Here is a 16,332-nt window from a genome sequence, read left to right as displayed (position 1 = left end):
CGGGAGCGGCAGGGGCCCTGTCCGCCGGGGTGGCCCGAGGACCGTCCGCCCGGCCGGCAGAGGCCAAGTCCACGCGAGCGGCAGGGGCGGTGTCCGCGTGGGCGGCAGGGGCGGTGTCCGCGTGGGTGGGCTGGGTGGCGGTCGGCGAGGTGGTCGGTGCGCGGAGGCCGGTGTACCAGCGCGCGGCGAGGACGACCACCCCGGGCAGGCTCGCCACGAAGCTCAGCACGCCGTACACCACGGCGACGGCGACTCCGGTGCTCGCGCCGAGCCCCGCGGCGCCGAACGCCCAGGCGGTGACGCCCTCGCGGGGGCCGAAGCCGCCGACGTTCAGCGGCAGGCCCATGGCGACCAGGGCGAGGACCGCGAGCGGAACCAGCTGCGCGACGGAGGCGGCGGAGCCGGCGACCCGGGCGGCCACGACGAACATCGCCAGGTGCCCGGCCAGTACGACGGCGGAGGACAGCGCGATGCCCGGTCCGCCGCGGCGGGAGAACAGGCCCCGGCGCGCCTCGCCGAGCGCGGCGCGCAGGCCGCCGGTCCGGCGGGACGGCGCCCGGTTCATCCGTACGGCGAGGCCGACGGCGAGCGCTCCGGCCACGGCGAGGGCCGCCAGGGGGGCGAAGTCGCGGGCCTGGGCGCGGACCGGGGAGGGCAGAGTCGGCAGCACCGCCACGGCGAGCACGGCCAGCGCGAGCTGCCCGGCGACGCGTTCCAGTACGACGGCCTTCACGCCGCGCCGCAGGTCCCCGGCGCTCTGTCCGTGCCGGACCGCCCGGTGCACATCGCCCAGGATCCCGCCGGGCAGCGCGGCGTTCAGGAACAGCGCCCGGTAGTAGTCGGCGACGGCGGGGCCCAGCGGCAGCCGGATGGTCAGGCCGCGGGCCACCAACTGCCAGCGCCAGGCGCTGAGGACGGTGGTGACCGCGCCGATTCCCAGCGCGGCCAGCACCGTCCCGGCGTCGATCCGCCGCAACCCGTCCACGAGCACGCCCGTGCCCAGCCGCCACAGCAGGGCCCCGAGGATGACGGCACCGGCGAGGGTGCCGAAGTGCGCGCGCAGCGCGTGGAGAGCGGGACGCTTGGTTGTCGAGGGTTGTGCGGGGGGAGGCGACGACGGCCGGAGCGGTCGCTCGAGCGAGTGCGGCGGATGCGGACGCCCGGTACCGGTCTCGCAGATCGCCTGCACCGCACCGGTGTCCGGCACGCGCGCGTGAAGGGTGCCGGCGCCGTACACACACGCCTCGGCGGGGCCGCCGTCACGCACGCGCGCGTGCGCCGCCTCCATGCCGCCCACGCGCGCGTGGCCCTCGGTCTCGGTGTTCATGACGCTCCGCCCGTCGGCCGGGGCAGGGCCAGCAGGTCGCTGTGGTGGACCACGACCCGCAGTTCACCGGCGGCACAGGCGGCGAGCCGGTCCCGCAGATACCGCTCCGCACGCTCGCGCAGTTCGGGCCGTTGCTCCACGGCCGCGCCCACCCAGCCGCGCAGCCACTGCTCGGTCAGCGCGGACTCCTCGGGGCCGAGCCGCCACGGGCTCGGATGCACCCGTACGGCGGCCCCGCGCGCGGCGAACGCCTCGCACGCCACGGTGACCGCGTCCGGTCCGAGCATGCCGTTGCGCCGCTGATGGGCGTTGAACGCCTCGGCGATGTCCTTGTCCAGGGGGTCGTCCGGGGTGAGTTCGACCCGGCCGGCGACGGACAGCGTGAGCAGCGCGGGACAGCCGGCCCCGGCGCAGGCGTCGGCGAGGGTGACGATCTCCTCGCGGGTGAGCACGTCGAGCAGCGCGGAGGCGGTGACCAGTGACGCCCCGGCCAGCGCGTCCGGTGTCAGCCGGGCGATGTCGCCGCGCCGGGTCTCCACGGTGACGCTGCTGCCGTCGGCGGCGGAGCGCGGAGAGCCCGCGGCGGCGAAGTGCAGCAGGTAGGGGTCGCGGTCGTGCAGGATCCAGTGCTGGGCGCCGGCCAGGCGGGGCGCGAGCCAGCGGCCCATCGAGCCGGTGCCGCAGCCCAGGTCGTGCACGGCCTGCGCGCCGCCGTGGCGTGCGCTGCCGGCCAGCCGGGCCCGCAGCGGGTCCAGCAACTCCTCGGCGCGGGCGGCCGCGTCGGCCCCTTCCCGCAACCGCAGCCATTCGGGCGCGTACCGGGGCGGCTCCTCCGGCTCGCCCTCCCGCAGCCGTACGGTGGCCCGCTCCCCCAGCCGCTCGACGGGCCCGGCCCCGGCGACGACGGACGGACCCACGCCCGGCTCCCCGGCACCGTTCGCCGCTGTGCCCTGGGGCGCCGGGAGGGGCGGGGTGCCGTGTGTCGTGGTCTCCGGCGTGGTCATGCCGCCCTCCTCGGGGCTTCGGGGAGGCGGGTGAGGACGCCGGCGAGGCTGCGGGCGGTGGCGGCCCAGCCGTCGAGCGCGGCGCGGCGGCCGCGGGCGGCGGCCTTGAGCCGGCGGCGTACGTCGGGTTCGCTGAACCAGCCGCGCAGTTCGGCGGCGAGCGCGGCCGGGTCCTCCGGCGGGACGAGGATGCCGGGCACCCCGCCGTCGGGGGCGCGGCCGACCGCCTCCGGCACTCCGCCGACGTCGGTGGCGAGGACCGGGATGCCGCGGGCCAGGGCCTCGGTGACCGCCATGCCGTAGGTCTCGGCGTAGGAGGTGAGGACCATCAGGTCGGCGGCGGCGTACGTGGCGTCGAGGTCGGCGCCGGAGCGCGGGCCGGTCAGGTGCAGGCGGTCGGTCAGGCCGTGCCGGGCGATCCGTTCCCGCAAGTGGGCCACGTACTCGGGGTCGTGGCCGAGTCCGCCGACGAGTTCGCAGGTCCACGGCAGGTCCCGGACCGCGGCGAGGGCCTCCACGAGCCGGTGCTGGCCCTTGCGCGGGGTGACGGCGGCCACGCACAGCAGCCGGGAGACGCCGTCGGTGCCGGGTGCGAGGGGCGCGATGTCGGCGCCGGGCGCGGCGACGTGCACCCGTTCGGGGGCCAGTCCGTGGTGGGAGACGAGCCGCCGTACGGCCCAGTCGCTGGTGGCGACGACGGCGGGCGCGGCGCGCAGCACGGCACGCTCGCGGGCGTCGAGGTCGGCGGCGACGGCCGGGTCGAGGCCCGTCTCGTCGGCGAGCGGGAGGTGGACGAGCACGGCCAGGCGCAGCCGGTCGGCGTGCGGGGTGACGATGTCCGGGACGCCGCAGGCGACGAGCCCGTCCAGCAGCACCACCGCGTCGTCCGGCAGGTCGTTCAGGGTGCGGGCGAGGTGGTCGCGGGCGGCCTGGTCGGGGCGCGGCCAGGCGCCGGGCGCGGCATGCCGGGTGACCTGCCAGCCGAAGCCGGGCAGGTCCAGGCAGACCCGGCGGTCGTAGGCGTTGCCGCCGCTGGGCGCGGCCGGGTCGTCGACGCCGCCCGGCACGACGAAGTGCACCGTGCGAAGGGACATGGGGATGATTCCGGCCTTCTCGGCGGTGATGGGCTGGGCCGGGACGTACGACAGCCGGGCCCGCCGCGTGGTCGCCCCGGTCACAGGCCACGCTCGTAACTCGCCCAGGCGATGTGCGACTCGTGCAGGGTGACGGTGATGCCCGCGAGGCCCTTGGCGCCCTCGCCGAGGGCGCCCTTGTGGATGCGTTCGGCGAGCCGGTCGGCGATGACCTTGGCGAGGAACTCGGTGGAGGTGTTGACGCCGGCGAACTCGGGTTCGTCGTCGAGGTTGCGGTAGTTCAGCTCCGCGGTGATCAGGCGCAGTTCCTGCGTGGCCAGGCCGATGTCGACCACGATGTTGTCCTCGTCCAGCTGCTCGCGGCGGAAGGTGGCGTCCACGAGGAACGTGGCACCGTGCAGACGCTGCGCGGGCCCGAACACCTCGCCGCGGAAGCTGTGGGCGATCATGATGTGATCGCGGACGGTGATGCTGAACAACGGACGACCCTCCAGGTACGACGCGTCTGGTCCCCCTGCCCTTACCCGTCGGGGGATGCCGTGTAGTACGGCTCTTCGGTTCCCCGTGTTCAGCTCTCTCTCACTCTTTTCTCAGGTCAGGCCCGTCTCGGCGTACCGGATCCGGTGGCACAGGGCGGGGATCTCCCCCGAGGCGAGCTTGGGCATGAGGTCCGGGAGTTGTTCGAAAGCGCTCTCCCCGGTGATGAGCGCGTCCAGTGCCGGGTCGGCGAGCAGGTCCAGGGCGAGCGCCATCCGTTCGGCGTAACCGCGTCCGGCCCGGGCGGCCGGGGAGACGGTGCCGACCTGGCTGCTGCGCACCGTCAGCCGCCGGGAGTGGAAGGCCTCGCCGAGCGGCAGGGTGACGCGCCGGTCGCCGTACCAGCTCAGTTCCACCACCGTACCCTCAGGGGCGAGGAGTTGCAGGGCGCGAGTGAGACCGGCCTCCGTGGCGCTGGCGTGCACGACGAGGTCGCAGGCGCCGAGGGCGCCGTCGGGCGTGGCGAAGTCCACGCCGAGCGCCTCGGCCGTCTCGGCGCGGGCGGGGTCGGCGTCGACGAGCTGCAGCCGTACGCCCGGGAAGCGGGCCAGCAGGGCGGCCACCGAGCAGCCGACCATGCCGCCGCCGACCACCGCGATCCGGTCGCCGATCAGCGGCGCGGCGTCCCACAGGGCGTTCACGGCCGTCTCCACGGTCCCGGCGAGCACGGCCCGCGCCGCGGGAACCGTGTCCGGGACGACGGTCACGGCGTTCACCGGAACGGCGTAACGGGTCTGATGCGGATACAGGCAGAACACGGTCCGCCCGACGAGGTCGGCCGGCCCCTCTTCCACCTCGCCGACGCTGAGGTAGCCGTACTTCACCGGGGCCGGGAAGTCGCCCTCCTGGAACGGCGCCCGCATCACGGCGTGTTGGCTCTCCGGAACCCCGCCGCGGAAGACCAGCGTCTCCGTGCCGCGGCTGACCCCGGAGTACAGGGCGCGCACCACGACCTCGTCCTCGCCGGGCTCCGCGAGCGTGATGTCGCGCAGCTCACCGCGGCCCGGTGAGCGGAGCCAGAACGCGCGGGCCGAGCGGTTCATCGGCATCCTCCTGAACAGTAGGGAAGTTGTTCACGTACCGAGAAGTGCACAGGCCGCGCACAGTACGCGGCGTTGATCGACTCTGTCACTCGGCCGGAGGGTGTGCGGTGGCCCTGAACAACACGTATGACGCGAGGCCCCAGCAGGAGACCGCTGTCGGAGCGGGCGTACAGCTCCTGCTGCTGGCTCTGCTCGGCACGGCGATAGGCATGGGGCCGGCCGGCTGGCTGACGGGCCTGGCGTTCGCGTTCGCCACCTGGGCGGTCCTGGGCCGCGCCCTGCACCGCTCCTGCCTGCGCTCCTTCGGCCCCGCCAACCGTGTCACGCTCGGCCGGGCCACCCTGGTGGGCGGGGTGACGGCCCTGGTCGCGGACTCCTTCGAGAGCGCTCCGCCGGTGACCCTGCTGGTCGCCCTGACCGCGGTCGCCCTGCTCCTGGACGGCGTCGACGGCAAGGTGGCCCGCCGCACCGGCACGTCGACCGCGCTCGGCGCGCGCTTCGACATGGAGGTCGACGCGTTCCTGATCCTGGTGCTGAGCGTGTACGTGTCCACCCAGCTGGGCCCGTGGGTGCTGGTGATCGGCGGCATGCGCTACGCCTTCGCCGCCGCGGCCCGGCTCGCCCCCTGGCTGAACGCCCCGCTGCCGCCGTCCTTCGCCCGCAAGACGGTCGCGGCGATCCAGGGCATAGCCCTGCTCCTGGCGGGCGCCGACCTCCTCCCCCACCTGGCGAACCTCACCATCGTGCTCCTCGCCCTGGGCTCGTTGCTGTGGTCCTTCGGCCGGGACGTGCTGTGGCTGTGGCGCACCTCCCGACGTACGACGGCGGCACCGGGAGCAGCAGAGCCGGAGGCTGCGGAACCGCGGCTGGTGGAGCTGGCGGCGAGGTGAGGGTGGGTACCGGATGTGCTCTGAACCGCGCGAGGGGCGGAGCGAGGGCTCAGACCCCGAGCGGCGGGGGCGAGGGCTCAGTGCCCCGGCGCAGGTCCGCGGCGAGCCCTCAGCGCGCCGGCGCAGGCACGGCGGCCCCCAGTGCCCGCCGGACCTCGGCGGCGGGGAACGGAGTCCGCTTGCTCCGCGTGAGCAGCCGATGGTGAAAGTCGTCGAGGACGATCGCGTGCGGCGCATGCCGGTCGAGGACCGAGGCGAGCCCGGACGGAACACCGCCGGGCCGGCGCCCCGCAGCCCAAGCGCGCAGAAACGCGCCGGGTTCGACCCCGCCCCGCACATCGTCTGGGAGATGATGCCGCAGCAGGTGAGTGGGGGCGTAGGACCGGTCGTAGACCAGATGGTCGGCAAGGAACTCCCGCTCCCGCACCGACAGTTCGAAGTCCCGGCTCAGGGCGAGCCCGAAGTCCGCGAAGTACACCTGCCGGCCGTCGGTGAGCAGGTTGTCGAAGTGCGCGTCGAAGTGCACCAGCCCGCGGCCGCTCATGAACTGCGTGCCCCGCACCAGCGCGTCCTCCACCCACCGGTACGGCGACGGGCCGTCTCCGTGCCCCGGCTGCCGGGATCCGCCCGCACCCCGGGCGTCGCGGAGCCAGGCGGCGAGCGTACGTGGCACATGCTCCAGAAACAGAACCAGGCTGTACGAGGCCTTGCCGATGGCCTCCAGCCGCCTGCGCACGGCCGGTGACCCGTCCCAGTGCGCGACGGCGCCCTCGACCCCGCCGAGCGCGTCGGCGAAGCCGGCCGGCGGGCTGTCCGGCAGGACCCGCCAGTGATGCAGCAGCGGAAAACCCGCGTACTCGTTCCTCAGCACCCAGCCGGTGGTCATCAGATGCGCGGCCAGCTCCCGCCAGGCGCCGAAGCCCGAGGAGCCCACGCCGTACTGGTAGAAGAGGGGCAGCTCGAAGAGGTTGGCGGTCGACCGGACATGATCCGCGGCCAGCTCGAGGTCCGTGAGCGGCACGCGTTTGACGAAGACCGGTACGCCCTCGACCTCCATCTCGGCCGACCGCCCGCCGACACCGGACCCGAGCACCGGCGCGGCGGCCACCGCGTCCCGCAGCCGACGGTCACTGAACAGCGCCAGCCGAGCCCCTACGGCGGCGTGGGCGGACACCCGCTCGGCAGGCCCTGACTCGGTCGGGTCCATCGGCGCACCTTCGATCGCACTCGCACGGCTCTGCACGCGCCCATCCTGACCACGACTCGGGCGGGCGCAAGCCGTTTTCGGCAGGGCAAGGGCCGGGACCCAGCGCAGATGGTCGCCGGTCCGGCCCCTCCCCCATGGGCGCACATGGGCGCGTCATGACCTGACGATGCCGCCCTAGCGTGCTGTCGACAGGTCTCTATGTCGCCATACCGTTACGACCGCCCCGACCGACTCCGTACGACGGCGAAGGCGCCGGCCGCGAGGCCGAGGACACCGACGACCAGACCGGCGATGCCGAGCCCACGGGCGGTGGAGTCACTGGCGTCGGCCGCCTTGGCGCCGGCGGTGGCGGTGGCGGTCTTGGCAGGCGCGGAGGGAGTGTCACCGGCGGTGAGCCTCAGCACCGGCGCCGGGTTCTCCGGCTCGTCGTCGCCGCCGGCCGGCTCCTCGATCCAGCGCACGACCTTGCCGTCGGAGTAGGTCTGCAGGGTCTTGAACACCAACGTGCCGGTGTCGTCAGGCAGTTGACCGAAGGCGACGTTGAAGTCCTCGTACTGCCCGGCGCCGATCTTCCCGCCGCTGAAGGTGATCTCGGAGGCGGCCTCGGTGATGGTGCCGTCGTCGGTCTTGACCGGCGTCTTGAGCTTGGTGGTGGTGACCTTGGCGGTCCAGCCGTCCTGCGGGTGCACGAGCACGCCGAGGACGGGGTGGTCGGTGGGCAGGAAGACCTGCACCTTGGTGGTGGAGGCACTGTCCTCCTCGTTGGGCACGCGGAAGGTCAGCACACCGTCGGTGGCTCCCTTGGCGTAGCTCTCGGGGTGGACGGTGACATGCGCGGAGGCGGCACCGGCGGCGAGCAGGACCGTGGTGGCGGCGAGGGCGGCGACGGCGCCGGCGCGGCGCGCGGTGAGACGTGATGCGGACATGGGTGAGTCGATCTCCGTACGTGTGACGTGTCGTTCAGGGTCGGAGTGAGTACGGGATCGGGGCGGGTGGCCCGCGTCTGCTGACGGCGTGCCGCAGCAGGGTCAGCCGGGGCGGTTCGGGGTCGGCCGGGACACGCGGGGCGGCACCGGCGGGCGCGGGCAGCGGGGTGTCCCGCCACCAGGCTGCGAGTCCGGGCACCAGCGTCCCGGCCCGCCGCAGCAACGACCACAGCGCGGCCTCACCCCGCCACAGCCACCAGGAGGCCACGAGCGCCGCGAGGAGGTGGGCGGCGGTGGCGTGGCTGGTGAGGTGGGAGTGGGCGGTGGCGTGGGAAGCCGCGTGGAGGTGCATCGCGGGCATGGAGGCCATGGCGTCACCGGACATGGAGGCTGTGGGCGGGGCGCCCACGATCCCCGTGCTGCCGTGGGCGGCGTCGAAGCCGAGGTGCAGGCCCGCCTGGACCAGCAGCATGGCCACGCCGATGCCGGGCAACGAGCGCTCCCGGCCGCCGAGGAGCCAGCCAAGAGCGAGCACAGCGGCGAAGGCGGCCGCGTCGGCCCACAGCGGCGGCATGTCGCCCATGGCGAGCCCATGCCCGGCGGCGGCGAGCAGCACGCACACGGCAGCGAACACCGCGGCACGCAGAGCTCTCAGCACCGGGGACGCGCTCATGGTGAGGGATCCTCCCACGGACGGGTGATACGTACGGCACCGATGCGCCGTTCACCGCCACGCCGGCAGGCCCGCCTACTCCACCCCCGTCGCGTCGAGCAGACGGACCAGATCCTTGCGCCGATACCGCAGCAGCGAGGCTCGGTGCACGGCCATGAGCAGCAGGTGTCCCACGATGTGCGCACCATGGCCGTTCTTGTCGTCGCCGAGCCACTCCTGGGGTTTCTCGATGCCCATGCCGTTCATCACCAGGCCGTGCTCGCGACGGATCTCGGCGACGGTACTGGTGACCGCGTCGAGGAGGGTCTTGCCCCGGTGCTCGCACTCGAGGGCGAAGCAGCCCCAGTCGGCCGGTTCGCAGCCCTGGGACCGTGACCCTCGCGGACGAGCACGAGGTCGAGCGGAGGCTGTACGAGGACGCGGCATGGGAGTACACGCCCTCGCCACCTCCCCTCCCCCCCGGGTATCACCGGTTCTCCCTCGTCAACTTCCCGTCACACCGTCGAACGAGCCGCCTGAGCCGCCCGTGCCCGGGTGTGCATGCATCACCGGATCGTGTGACGACACGCCGAGCCCATGACCGACAGCTCGGAGGGCGACCCGCGCGACGGCGGGTGGGGCCTCCTCCTCGTCGAGGCCCTGGGCGACATGGAGTGCCCGTGCCGACGCTGGGCCCGGCGAGACTGCGTGGGCGGAGCGCGCCCTGTAGGCGCCTGTGGAGCAGGTCAGACCATGCCGACACCGTTCGAGTACGACTTCATGTTGTACGTGCCGAAACCGTTCTCGACGGGGTCGCCCGCGTTGTTGACGCAGTGCAGGATGCCGCCGCCGCCCGCGCCGTTGAGGCAGACCGTCATCAGCGAGGTGAAGACGACGCCGGGGGTGTCGGGGACCTCGTAGGCGCGGTCGGTGTAGATGTTCGCGTTGAGGTTGAAGTAGGCGTAGCTGCCCAGGCCCCACGCGTGGTGCTCGGTGACGTGGTCGCCGACCTTGTAGGCGGCGAAGCCGTTGGTGCTGCCGTGCTTCCAGGCCGACTGCGTCGGGACGTCGTACGGGTGCTCGTTCTGGAAGAAGTAGGTGCGGCCCTGGTTGCCGTTCCAGAGCACCTCGTAGTTCTGGTGGTGCTCGACGAACAGGCCGTAGGTGGTGACCCGGTCGCCGTTGACGAGGAAGCCGACGCCCGCGGGGTTGACCGACCAGCCCACCGTGCCGTCGAGGCCGTGGTCGGCGCGCCAGGCCCAGACGTGGTCGACGATCACGTCGTTGCTGTCGATCTGGACGCTGACCTCCGTGCCGCCGGGGACGGCGCCGCCGATGCGCGGGAAGATGTCGAAGAGGGCGGTGGGCCGGTGCGCGTGGTTCTTGCGGCTGTGGCCGTCGCCGACGCGCAGCAGCACGGGGGAGTGTGCGGAGGCGGCCTCGAGGATCACGCCGGCTACGGACACGTCACCGATGTCGGCGACCTCGATGAGCGCGTTGCCCTTGACCGCTTGGAGGGTGGCCAGGCCGAGGCCGAGCACGACGGTGCCGGGCCGGGAGACCCGCAGCGGTGCGGACAGCGGGTAGATGCCCGGGGTGAGCAGGAGGTGCTCGCCGCGGGCGAGCGCCGCGTTGATGCTCGCGGCGGAGTCGCCCGGCCGGGCGACGTGGAACTCGGTCAGCGGGATGCTGTGGCCGGCGGCCGGGCCGCCGGCCCAGGAGGTGCCGGTGCTGTTGCGGCGCAGCGCGGGCACGAAGACGTGGTAGGCCCCGCGTCGGTCCACGGTCAGGAACGGCTTCTCCCGGACCACCGGGGTGCGGTCGACGGTCGTGTAGGGCGGGGTCGGGAAGGACGTGGCGGGTGCGCCCTGGACGCCGACGAAGACCATGTTCCAGTTGGCGCCGGTCCAGCTGCCGATGGTGTCGTTGCGCGACAGCCACTGCTGCTGCGAGCCGGAGTTGATCTGGCCGTCCACCACGCTGTCGGCGAGGAAGCCGCCGCTGGACCAGCCGTTGCCGGGCGGGCTCGGCATGAGGATCATGTTGCCCTTGACGTGGACGCGGCGCATCGGTCCGGCCTGGGCGACGGCCCAGCGCTCCAGCCCGTCCGGCGGGACGATGGTCAGGTTCTCGGCGGCCCGCCAGAAGTCCTGGGTGCCGTTGCCGCCGAACCACTGGGCGTCGACGGTCACATGACCGTTGATCACGACGTCCTCGGGGCTGGCGCCGAGCCCCAGGACGTGCGTGTAGAAGCCGACGTTGATCTCGACGTTGTACGTGCCCGGCTTGAACGCGAGGGCGTACCGCTCGGTGCCGAACTGGTTGGACTCCTGGACGGCGAACACGGCGTCGATCTGCGCCTGGATCGCCGCGTCGCCCATCGACGGGTCGAAGACCAGGACGTTCGGCCCCAGACCGCCCGTGGCATGGCCGGCGGCGCCGTGGTCGCCCGAGCCGGCGGCGGAGGCGGGGGACGACGCGAAAGCGGCTCCTGCGGTGGCGCCGGCCAGCGGCACCGCCGCGGCAGCGGCCGCCGCCCCGCGGAGCACGGCACGACGAGAGGGAATCACGGACACGGCTCTCCCTGAACATGGTGGGCAATCGGGACCGCGGCTGGTCCCCAACCGCGAGAGAGCGCTCTCAGCCACGGAGTGAATCACCGCCGGTATGCAGCGTCAATAGGTCTGCACCAATAACAGGGCACCCCCCATGTCGAGTTGTCGCGCGGGCGGGACGGGGTCCCGACCGTTCGGAAGGCGCCAGACGGTTGGTCGACGACCCCGCACCTCACCCGCCCGGGCAGAAACCGCTCCCCTCGGTCGGCGCCTTCCGCTCCACACGCCTGCGCAGTTGTGCCGCGCACCGAATGTGTGAGGCCCGTGAGGGAACGGGGAGCCGCGCGTGAAAGGCGCGGCGCCTCAGGTGTTCTTCGCCACAGCGTGGCTGCAAAGCACCGGGGCCGAGAAGTCACGGCGCGGCCCGCAAATACGGCGTCTCACGTGGTTGTGCACATTGCATGAGCTTGCCGCACGTACGTCTGATCGAAGAAGGACGCCTCACGACCTGTCCTATGATCGTTGAATAGTTGATCTCATCGCGTCTGCAACCAGTCTTGGATGGGTCTTGGCGCCCCCGCACGCCGGCAATTGCGCGCGCCTCGCCGTAGTGACACATGCGAAGAAAGGTGAACAGCATGGCCCTCGGACTGCTCCGACGTCGGCGTTCCCGCCAAGCTTCCGGTGCCGCGCCGGGCGTCTTGGTACCCCTGCCGACCGGCGCGGGCGCCTACGGCTGCGAGGTCGTGGATCCCATGGGTCAGCCCATGGGCGGCGCCGAGATGACGGTGACCGCGTTGGACAGCCATCGGGTCGTCACCCGCGGAACCACCGATCCGTACGGCTTGTTCATGGCGACGCTGCCTCCGGGCTCCTACAGCGTGATGGCCGCGGCAGAGGGACTGACACCGGCCCGTGAGAGTGTCGACATAACCGCCGGAGTCGTCCTCCCACCGGCGCGCATCGCGCTGCTGCCCGCGCGTCAGCTGGAACTCCCGGCGCCCGGCACCTGGTTGTTCGACCCGCCGCACACCGCGATCCGGTTCATCGCCAAGCACGTGGGCATGGCCCACGTACACGGCCGCTTCACCCGCTTCGACGGCGGCATCCACATCGCGCCGGACATGGCCGACTCCCAGGTGTCGGTGCGCATCGACGCCTCCAGCATCGCCACGGGCAACAAGACCCGTGACAACCACCTTCGTTCCGCGGACTTCCTGGACGTCGAGCGCTATCCGTACATCGACTTCACCAGCACCCGGTTCGTCTACCGCGGCGGCTCCAAGTGGACGCTGCACGGCACGCTCACCATGCACGGCACCAGCCGCTCCGTGGGCCTGGACACGACGTACCTCGGTACGGTGAACGGCGGTTACGAGCAGGAACTCCGCTGCGCGGCGCTGGCCAAGACGGAACTGCACCGCGAGGACTTCACCCTCAACTGGCGCTCGATGCTGGCCCGCGGCATCGCGGTCGTCGGCCCGACCGTGCAACTGGAGCTGGACGTCCAGGCGATGTACCGAACCCCCGAAACTCCCAGGCCCCCGGAGTAGCCGAGATGCCGCCCCCGCACCGGATCCGGCCCGGGCGCCGGATCCGGTGCGGGAAGTCCCTCGGGAGGGGCTGCGCCGGGCGCCGAGCACCGGCGAGTCCCCTGCCGGTCCCTCAGCCCTTCTGCTCCACCCGCACCCAGTCCACCTCCGCCTGCACTCCCCCGGCCGCGATCTTGTCGACGCTGGACTGCGGGAGTCCCCAGTAGGGGCTCGTGGCCTTGTTCCAGCCGGCCGGGTACGCGCCGCCCAGGGCCAGGTTGAGGATGACGTACTGGTTGTGGTCGTAGACCCACTGGCCGCGCGTCGACTCCAGGACGTTGCGGGTGGTCTCCTGGACCAGGCGGTCGTCGACGTAGAAGCGCATGGCCGTCGGGGTCCATTCGACCGCGTAGGTGTGCCACTGGTCCGCCGTGCCGCCGTTCGCGTACGTCTGGCGGGCGCCGATGTTGCCGTCGGCCGAGTAGCCGGGGCCGTGCAGGGCGGTGCTGGTCCAGTCCGGGTAGCCGATGTTCTCCATGATGTCGGTCTCGCCGGAGGCCGGCCAGGACACGGAGGTGTCGTCCACGTTGGAGCCCAGCAGCCAGAAGGCGGGCCAGAAGCCGTCGCCGACCGGGAGTTTCATGCGGGCGCTGACCCGGCCGTAGGTGAAGTCGGCGTGGGTGTGGGTGTCGATGCGGCCCGAGGTGAAGTCGTAGGTGCCGCCGCCGGCCTGGGTGCAGCCCTTGCAGTACTTGGCGTGCAGCATCAGCTCGCCGTTCGCGACACGGATGTTGTCCGGTGAGTCGACGTACGCCTGCGACTCCCCGTTGACCGGGCCCATCTCTGTGCCGGTGCGCACCACCCGCCACTTGGAGCGGTCGAGTGCGGCGCCGGTGAAGTCGTCGAAGAACGTGGTGCGGTAGGTGCCGGACTGGTCGGCCGGCAGGGCCGGATAGGCGGCGGACGCGCTGCCGCCGGTGCCCCACACCTGGAACTCGTAGAGCGAGTAGCCGAACTGGGCGGTGGCAGGCGCCGGGTTGTAGAAGGAGCGCCGCTCCTTGCCGAGCACGCGGACGTAGCGCGCGGTCACCGGGGAGGGCAGCTTGACGGTGTCGTGCAGACCCGCCGCGTCGGAGGGGGAGGCGACGTTGGCCCGGCGGGCGGCGACGTCCGCCGACGACGGTTCGTAGACCGTCTGCCAGGTGCGGTTGTCGGACGACACCTGCAGCAGGTAGTCGACCGCGTACGCCGACTCCCAGTACAGGTCCACGCTGTCGACGGTCGACTGTGCGCCGAGGTCCACCGACACCCAGCGGTCCGTGTTCCAGTCGCTCGACCAGCGGCTCGTGTCCCCCTTGAGGTCGGCCGGCCAGCCGCCGTCGGTGACGTAGGCCGGTGAATGGCCCGCGTCCTGGTAGTAGTTCGAGAAGGCGGGGTGGTGCAGGGCGAGGTTGGTGCGGGTCGTGGAGGCGGGCGCGGGTTCGCCGCCGTAGACCTTGAAGTTCCACAGGGAGTAGCCGTAGGGGGTGGCACGTTCGACGCCGCGCATCCGTACGTAGCGGCCCACCACGTCCTGCGGGTACGTGTGCGCGGTGACCGAGCCGCCGGTGCCGGCCGTCTCGGTGTAGAAGGGCGTCCAGTCGGTGCCGTTCTTCGACACCTCCAGGACGTAGCGCTTGCCGTAGGCGGCCTCCCAGTCCAGGACGACGTGGTCGATGCGGATCGCCGAACCGAGGTCGATCTCGATCCAGGCGTTGTCGGCGAAGTTGCTGGACCAGCGGGTGGAGCCGTTGCCGTCGAAGGCGAGGCCGGGTGCGGTGCCGGCGTTCTCGCTGCCGGAGGCGGTGACGGCGGCGGGGTTCACCGCGTAGGCGGAGGCCGCGCGGTCGGTGTCCCAGCTGACGGCGGCGGGGGCTGCGGAGGCGGGCGCGGTCAGGAGGGGGCCGGTGCACAGCAGGGCCGTGGCGGCGAGGGTGGCGAGCAGGGTGCGGGGGATGCGAGGGGATGACATGCGGGTCTCCTCGTGGGGTGGAGGTGCCGTTAATATGTCGTGCGCATGACATTCGAGGGTTCAGGAGTGTTCGGGGGCCGGCGGGCACGGGCTCCCCTCCCGTGCCCGCCGGCCGGAGCCGGGCCCGGCTTCGGCCGCCGGGCGGTGCCGGCTCAGCCCGCCCGGCGGACCCGGCTCACGCCGCCCGGCGGGTCTGCCCCCGGTGGACGCGGACGATGTCCGCGTACCGGTGGCCGGTGCCCTTGATGGTGCGGAGCTGGGTGCGGTAGTCGACGTGGACCAGGCCGAAGCGCTTGTCGTAGCCGTACGCCCACTCGAAGTTGTCCAGCAGGGACCAGGCGAAGTAGCCGGCCAGCGGGGCGCCCCTGCGGGCGGCCGAGGCGCAGGCGGCCAGGTGGCGCTCCAGGTAGTCCTGGCGTTCGGGGTCGTCCACGCTGCCGTCGGGGCGGACCACGTCGGGGAAGGCGGAGCCGTTCTCGGTGACGTAGATCCGGCGGGCGCCGTACTCCTCCGTCAGCCGCAGCAGCAGGGTCTCGATGCCGCTCGCGTCGATCTCCCAGTCCATGCCGGTGCGCGGGACGCCCTCGCGGCGGACCGCGCGGACGTACGGCGCCGGGGCGTCGGGGGCGTCGGCGACGTACGCCGGGAAGTAGTAGTTCAGGCCCAGCCAGTCCAGCGGGGTCGCGATCGTCTCCAGGTCGCCGTCCAGCAACGGCAGTTCCACGCCGTACGTCTCGACCATGTCGGCCGGGAAGCCCCGGCCGTGCACCGGGTCGAGCCACCAGCGATTGACGTGGCCGTCGTGGCGGTGGGCGGCCGCGAGGTCCTCGGGGCGGTCGGTGGCCGGGTGCACGGTGGAGAGGTTGTTGACGATGCCGACCTGGGCGTCGGGGGCGGCGGCGCGGATGGCCTGGGTGGCGAGGCCGTGGCCCAGCAGCAAGTGGACCGAGGCGCGTACGGCGGCCGTGAGGTCCGTCCAGCCGGGGGCCATCGTGCCCTCCAGGTGGCCGATCCAGGCCGAGCAGCTGGGCTCGTTGAGGGTGGCCCAGAGCTTGACGCGGTCGCCGAGGCGGGCGGCGACGGCCGAGGCGTACTCGGCGAGCGCGTGGGCGGTGTCGCGTTCGGGCCAGCCGCCGCGGTCCTGGAGCACCTGCGGCAGGTCCCAGTGGTAGAGGGTGACGGACGGGGTGATGCCGGCCTCCAGCAGGGCGTCCACCACCTCGTCGTAGAAGTCGAGGCCCTTGGGGTTGACCTGGCCCGTGCCGCCGGGGATCACGCGTGGCCAGGCCACCGACATGCGGTAGGCGTTGACGCCCAGCCGGCGCATCAGGGCGATGTCCTCGCGCCAGCGGTGGTAGTGGTCGCAGGCGACGTCGCCGGTGTCGCCGTTCGCGATCTTCCCGGGGGTGTGGGAGAAGGTGTCCCAGATCGAGGGCGAGCGGCCGTCCTCGGCGACGGCTCCCTCGATCTGGTACGCCGCGGTGGCCGTGCCCCACAGGAAGTCGTGCGGGAGTGCGGCGAGGTCGATGGGTTCGGACACGGAAGTCCCTTCGG

General features: G+C 72.8%; 14 protein-coding genes. 2 read left to right on the top strand and 12 right to left on the bottom strand.

Annotation, left to right across the window (positions count from 1 at the left end):
- The 5 genes from AB0950_RS07770 to AB0950_RS07750 all read right to left on the bottom strand — a co-directional run.
- Positions 1-1,327, bottom strand: a 1,327-nt coding sequence (locus AB0950_RS07770; protein WP_366778070.1) for a lysylphosphatidylglycerol synthase transmembrane domain-containing protein, incomplete at its 3' end; no start/stop codon positions are given.
- Positions 1,324-2,331, bottom strand: a complete 1,008-nt coding sequence (locus AB0950_RS07765) for a class I SAM-dependent methyltransferase (protein ID WP_360574306.1) — start codon at positions 2,329-2,331, stop codon at positions 1,324-1,326. The genes AB0950_RS07770 and AB0950_RS07765, both read right to left, overlap by 4 nt.
- The gene (locus AB0950_RS07760; RefSeq protein ID WP_360574307.1) at positions 2,328-3,509 is read right to left on the bottom strand and encodes a glycosyltransferase family 4 protein; all 1,182 of its coding nucleotides are present in this window, start codon (positions 3,507-3,509) and stop codon (positions 2,328-2,330) included. Before AB0950_RS07760 ends, AB0950_RS07765 begins: the two co-directional genes overlap by 4 nt.
- Positions 3,506-3,904 carry a 6-carboxytetrahydropterin synthase gene (locus AB0950_RS07755; RefSeq protein WP_360157077.1) on the bottom strand — a complete coding sequence of 133 codons (399 nt, stop codon included), beginning with the start codon at positions 3,902-3,904 and terminating at the stop codon, positions 3,506-3,508. The genes AB0950_RS07760 and AB0950_RS07755 overlap by 4 nt, the downstream gene beginning before the upstream one ends.
- Before the next feature lie 111 nt (positions 3,905-4,015).
- Complete coding sequence (locus tag AB0950_RS07750) at positions 4,016-5,005, bottom strand: zinc-binding alcohol dehydrogenase (protein ID WP_361988084.1); 990 nt, start codon at positions 5,003-5,005, stop codon at positions 4,016-4,018.
- A 107-nt stretch (positions 5,006-5,112) separates the two neighbouring features.
- Here AB0950_RS07750 and AB0950_RS07745 point away from each other — a divergent pair, with 107 nt between their 5' ends.
- Positions 5,113-5,895 carry a CDP-alcohol phosphatidyltransferase family protein gene (locus AB0950_RS07745; protein WP_366778069.1) on the top strand — a complete coding sequence of 261 codons (783 nt, stop codon included), beginning with the start codon at positions 5,113-5,115 and terminating at the stop codon, positions 5,893-5,895.
- Positions 5,896-6,004: 109 nt separating this feature from the next.
- Here the strand turns inward: AB0950_RS07745 and AB0950_RS07740 are convergent, their stop codons facing one another.
- The 5 genes from AB0950_RS07740 to AB0950_RS07720 all read right to left on the bottom strand — a co-directional run bounded on the left by AB0950_RS07740 (position 6,005) and on the right by AB0950_RS07720 (position 11,250).
- Complete coding sequence (locus AB0950_RS07740; protein WP_366778068.1) at positions 6,005-7,102, bottom strand: protein kinase family protein; 1,098 nt, start codon at positions 7,100-7,102, stop codon at positions 6,005-6,007.
- Positions 7,103-7,314: 212 nt separating this feature from the next.
- A complete protein-coding gene (locus AB0950_RS07735) occupies positions 7,315-8,028 on the bottom strand; it encodes a YcnI family protein (protein ID WP_366778067.1) in 714 nt (237 codons plus the stop codon).
- A gap of 34 nt (positions 8,029-8,062) precedes the next feature.
- Complete coding sequence (locus tag AB0950_RS07730; RefSeq protein ID WP_366778066.1) at positions 8,063-8,701, bottom strand: hypothetical protein; 639 nt, start codon at positions 8,699-8,701, stop codon at positions 8,063-8,065.
- A gap of 75 nt (positions 8,702-8,776) precedes the next feature.
- The gene (locus AB0950_RS07725) at positions 8,777-9,127 is read right to left on the bottom strand and encodes an amidase (protein ID WP_366778065.1); all 351 of its coding nucleotides are present in this window, start codon (positions 9,125-9,127) and stop codon (positions 8,777-8,779) included.
- 299 nt (positions 9,128-9,426) lie between these two features.
- Positions 9,427-11,250, bottom strand: a complete 1,824-nt coding sequence (locus AB0950_RS07720) for an adenylyl cyclase (RefSeq protein WP_366778064.1) — start codon at positions 11,248-11,250, stop codon at positions 9,427-9,429.
- Between the two features lie 623 nt (positions 11,251-11,873).
- Here AB0950_RS07720 and AB0950_RS07715 point away from each other — a divergent pair.
- The gene (locus AB0950_RS07715) at positions 11,874-12,788 is read left to right on the top strand and encodes a YceI family protein (protein ID WP_366778063.1); all 915 of its coding nucleotides are present in this window, start codon (positions 11,874-11,876) and stop codon (positions 12,786-12,788) included.
- 112 nt (positions 12,789-12,900) lie between these two features.
- Here the strand turns inward: AB0950_RS07715 and AB0950_RS07710 are convergent, their stop codons facing one another.
- Complete coding sequence (locus AB0950_RS07710; RefSeq protein ID WP_366778062.1) at positions 12,901-14,778, bottom strand: discoidin domain-containing protein; 1,878 nt, start codon at positions 14,776-14,778, stop codon at positions 12,901-12,903.
- A gap of 175 nt (positions 14,779-14,953) precedes the next feature.
- Positions 14,954-16,318 carry a GH1 family beta-glucosidase gene (locus AB0950_RS07705; protein ID WP_360157107.1) on the bottom strand — a complete coding sequence of 455 codons (1,365 nt, stop codon included), beginning with the start codon at positions 16,316-16,318 and terminating at the stop codon, positions 14,954-14,956.
- Positions 16,319-16,332 lie beyond the last annotated feature (14 nt).

The sequence above is a fragment of the Streptomyces sp. NPDC007189 genome, from assembly GCF_040703635.1.
Taxonomy (GTDB): domain Bacteria; phylum Actinomycetota; class Actinomycetes; order Streptomycetales; family Streptomycetaceae; genus Streptomyces.
Note: the sequence above shows the minus strand (reverse complement) of the source record. Positions and strands in the feature narration are given on the sequence as shown.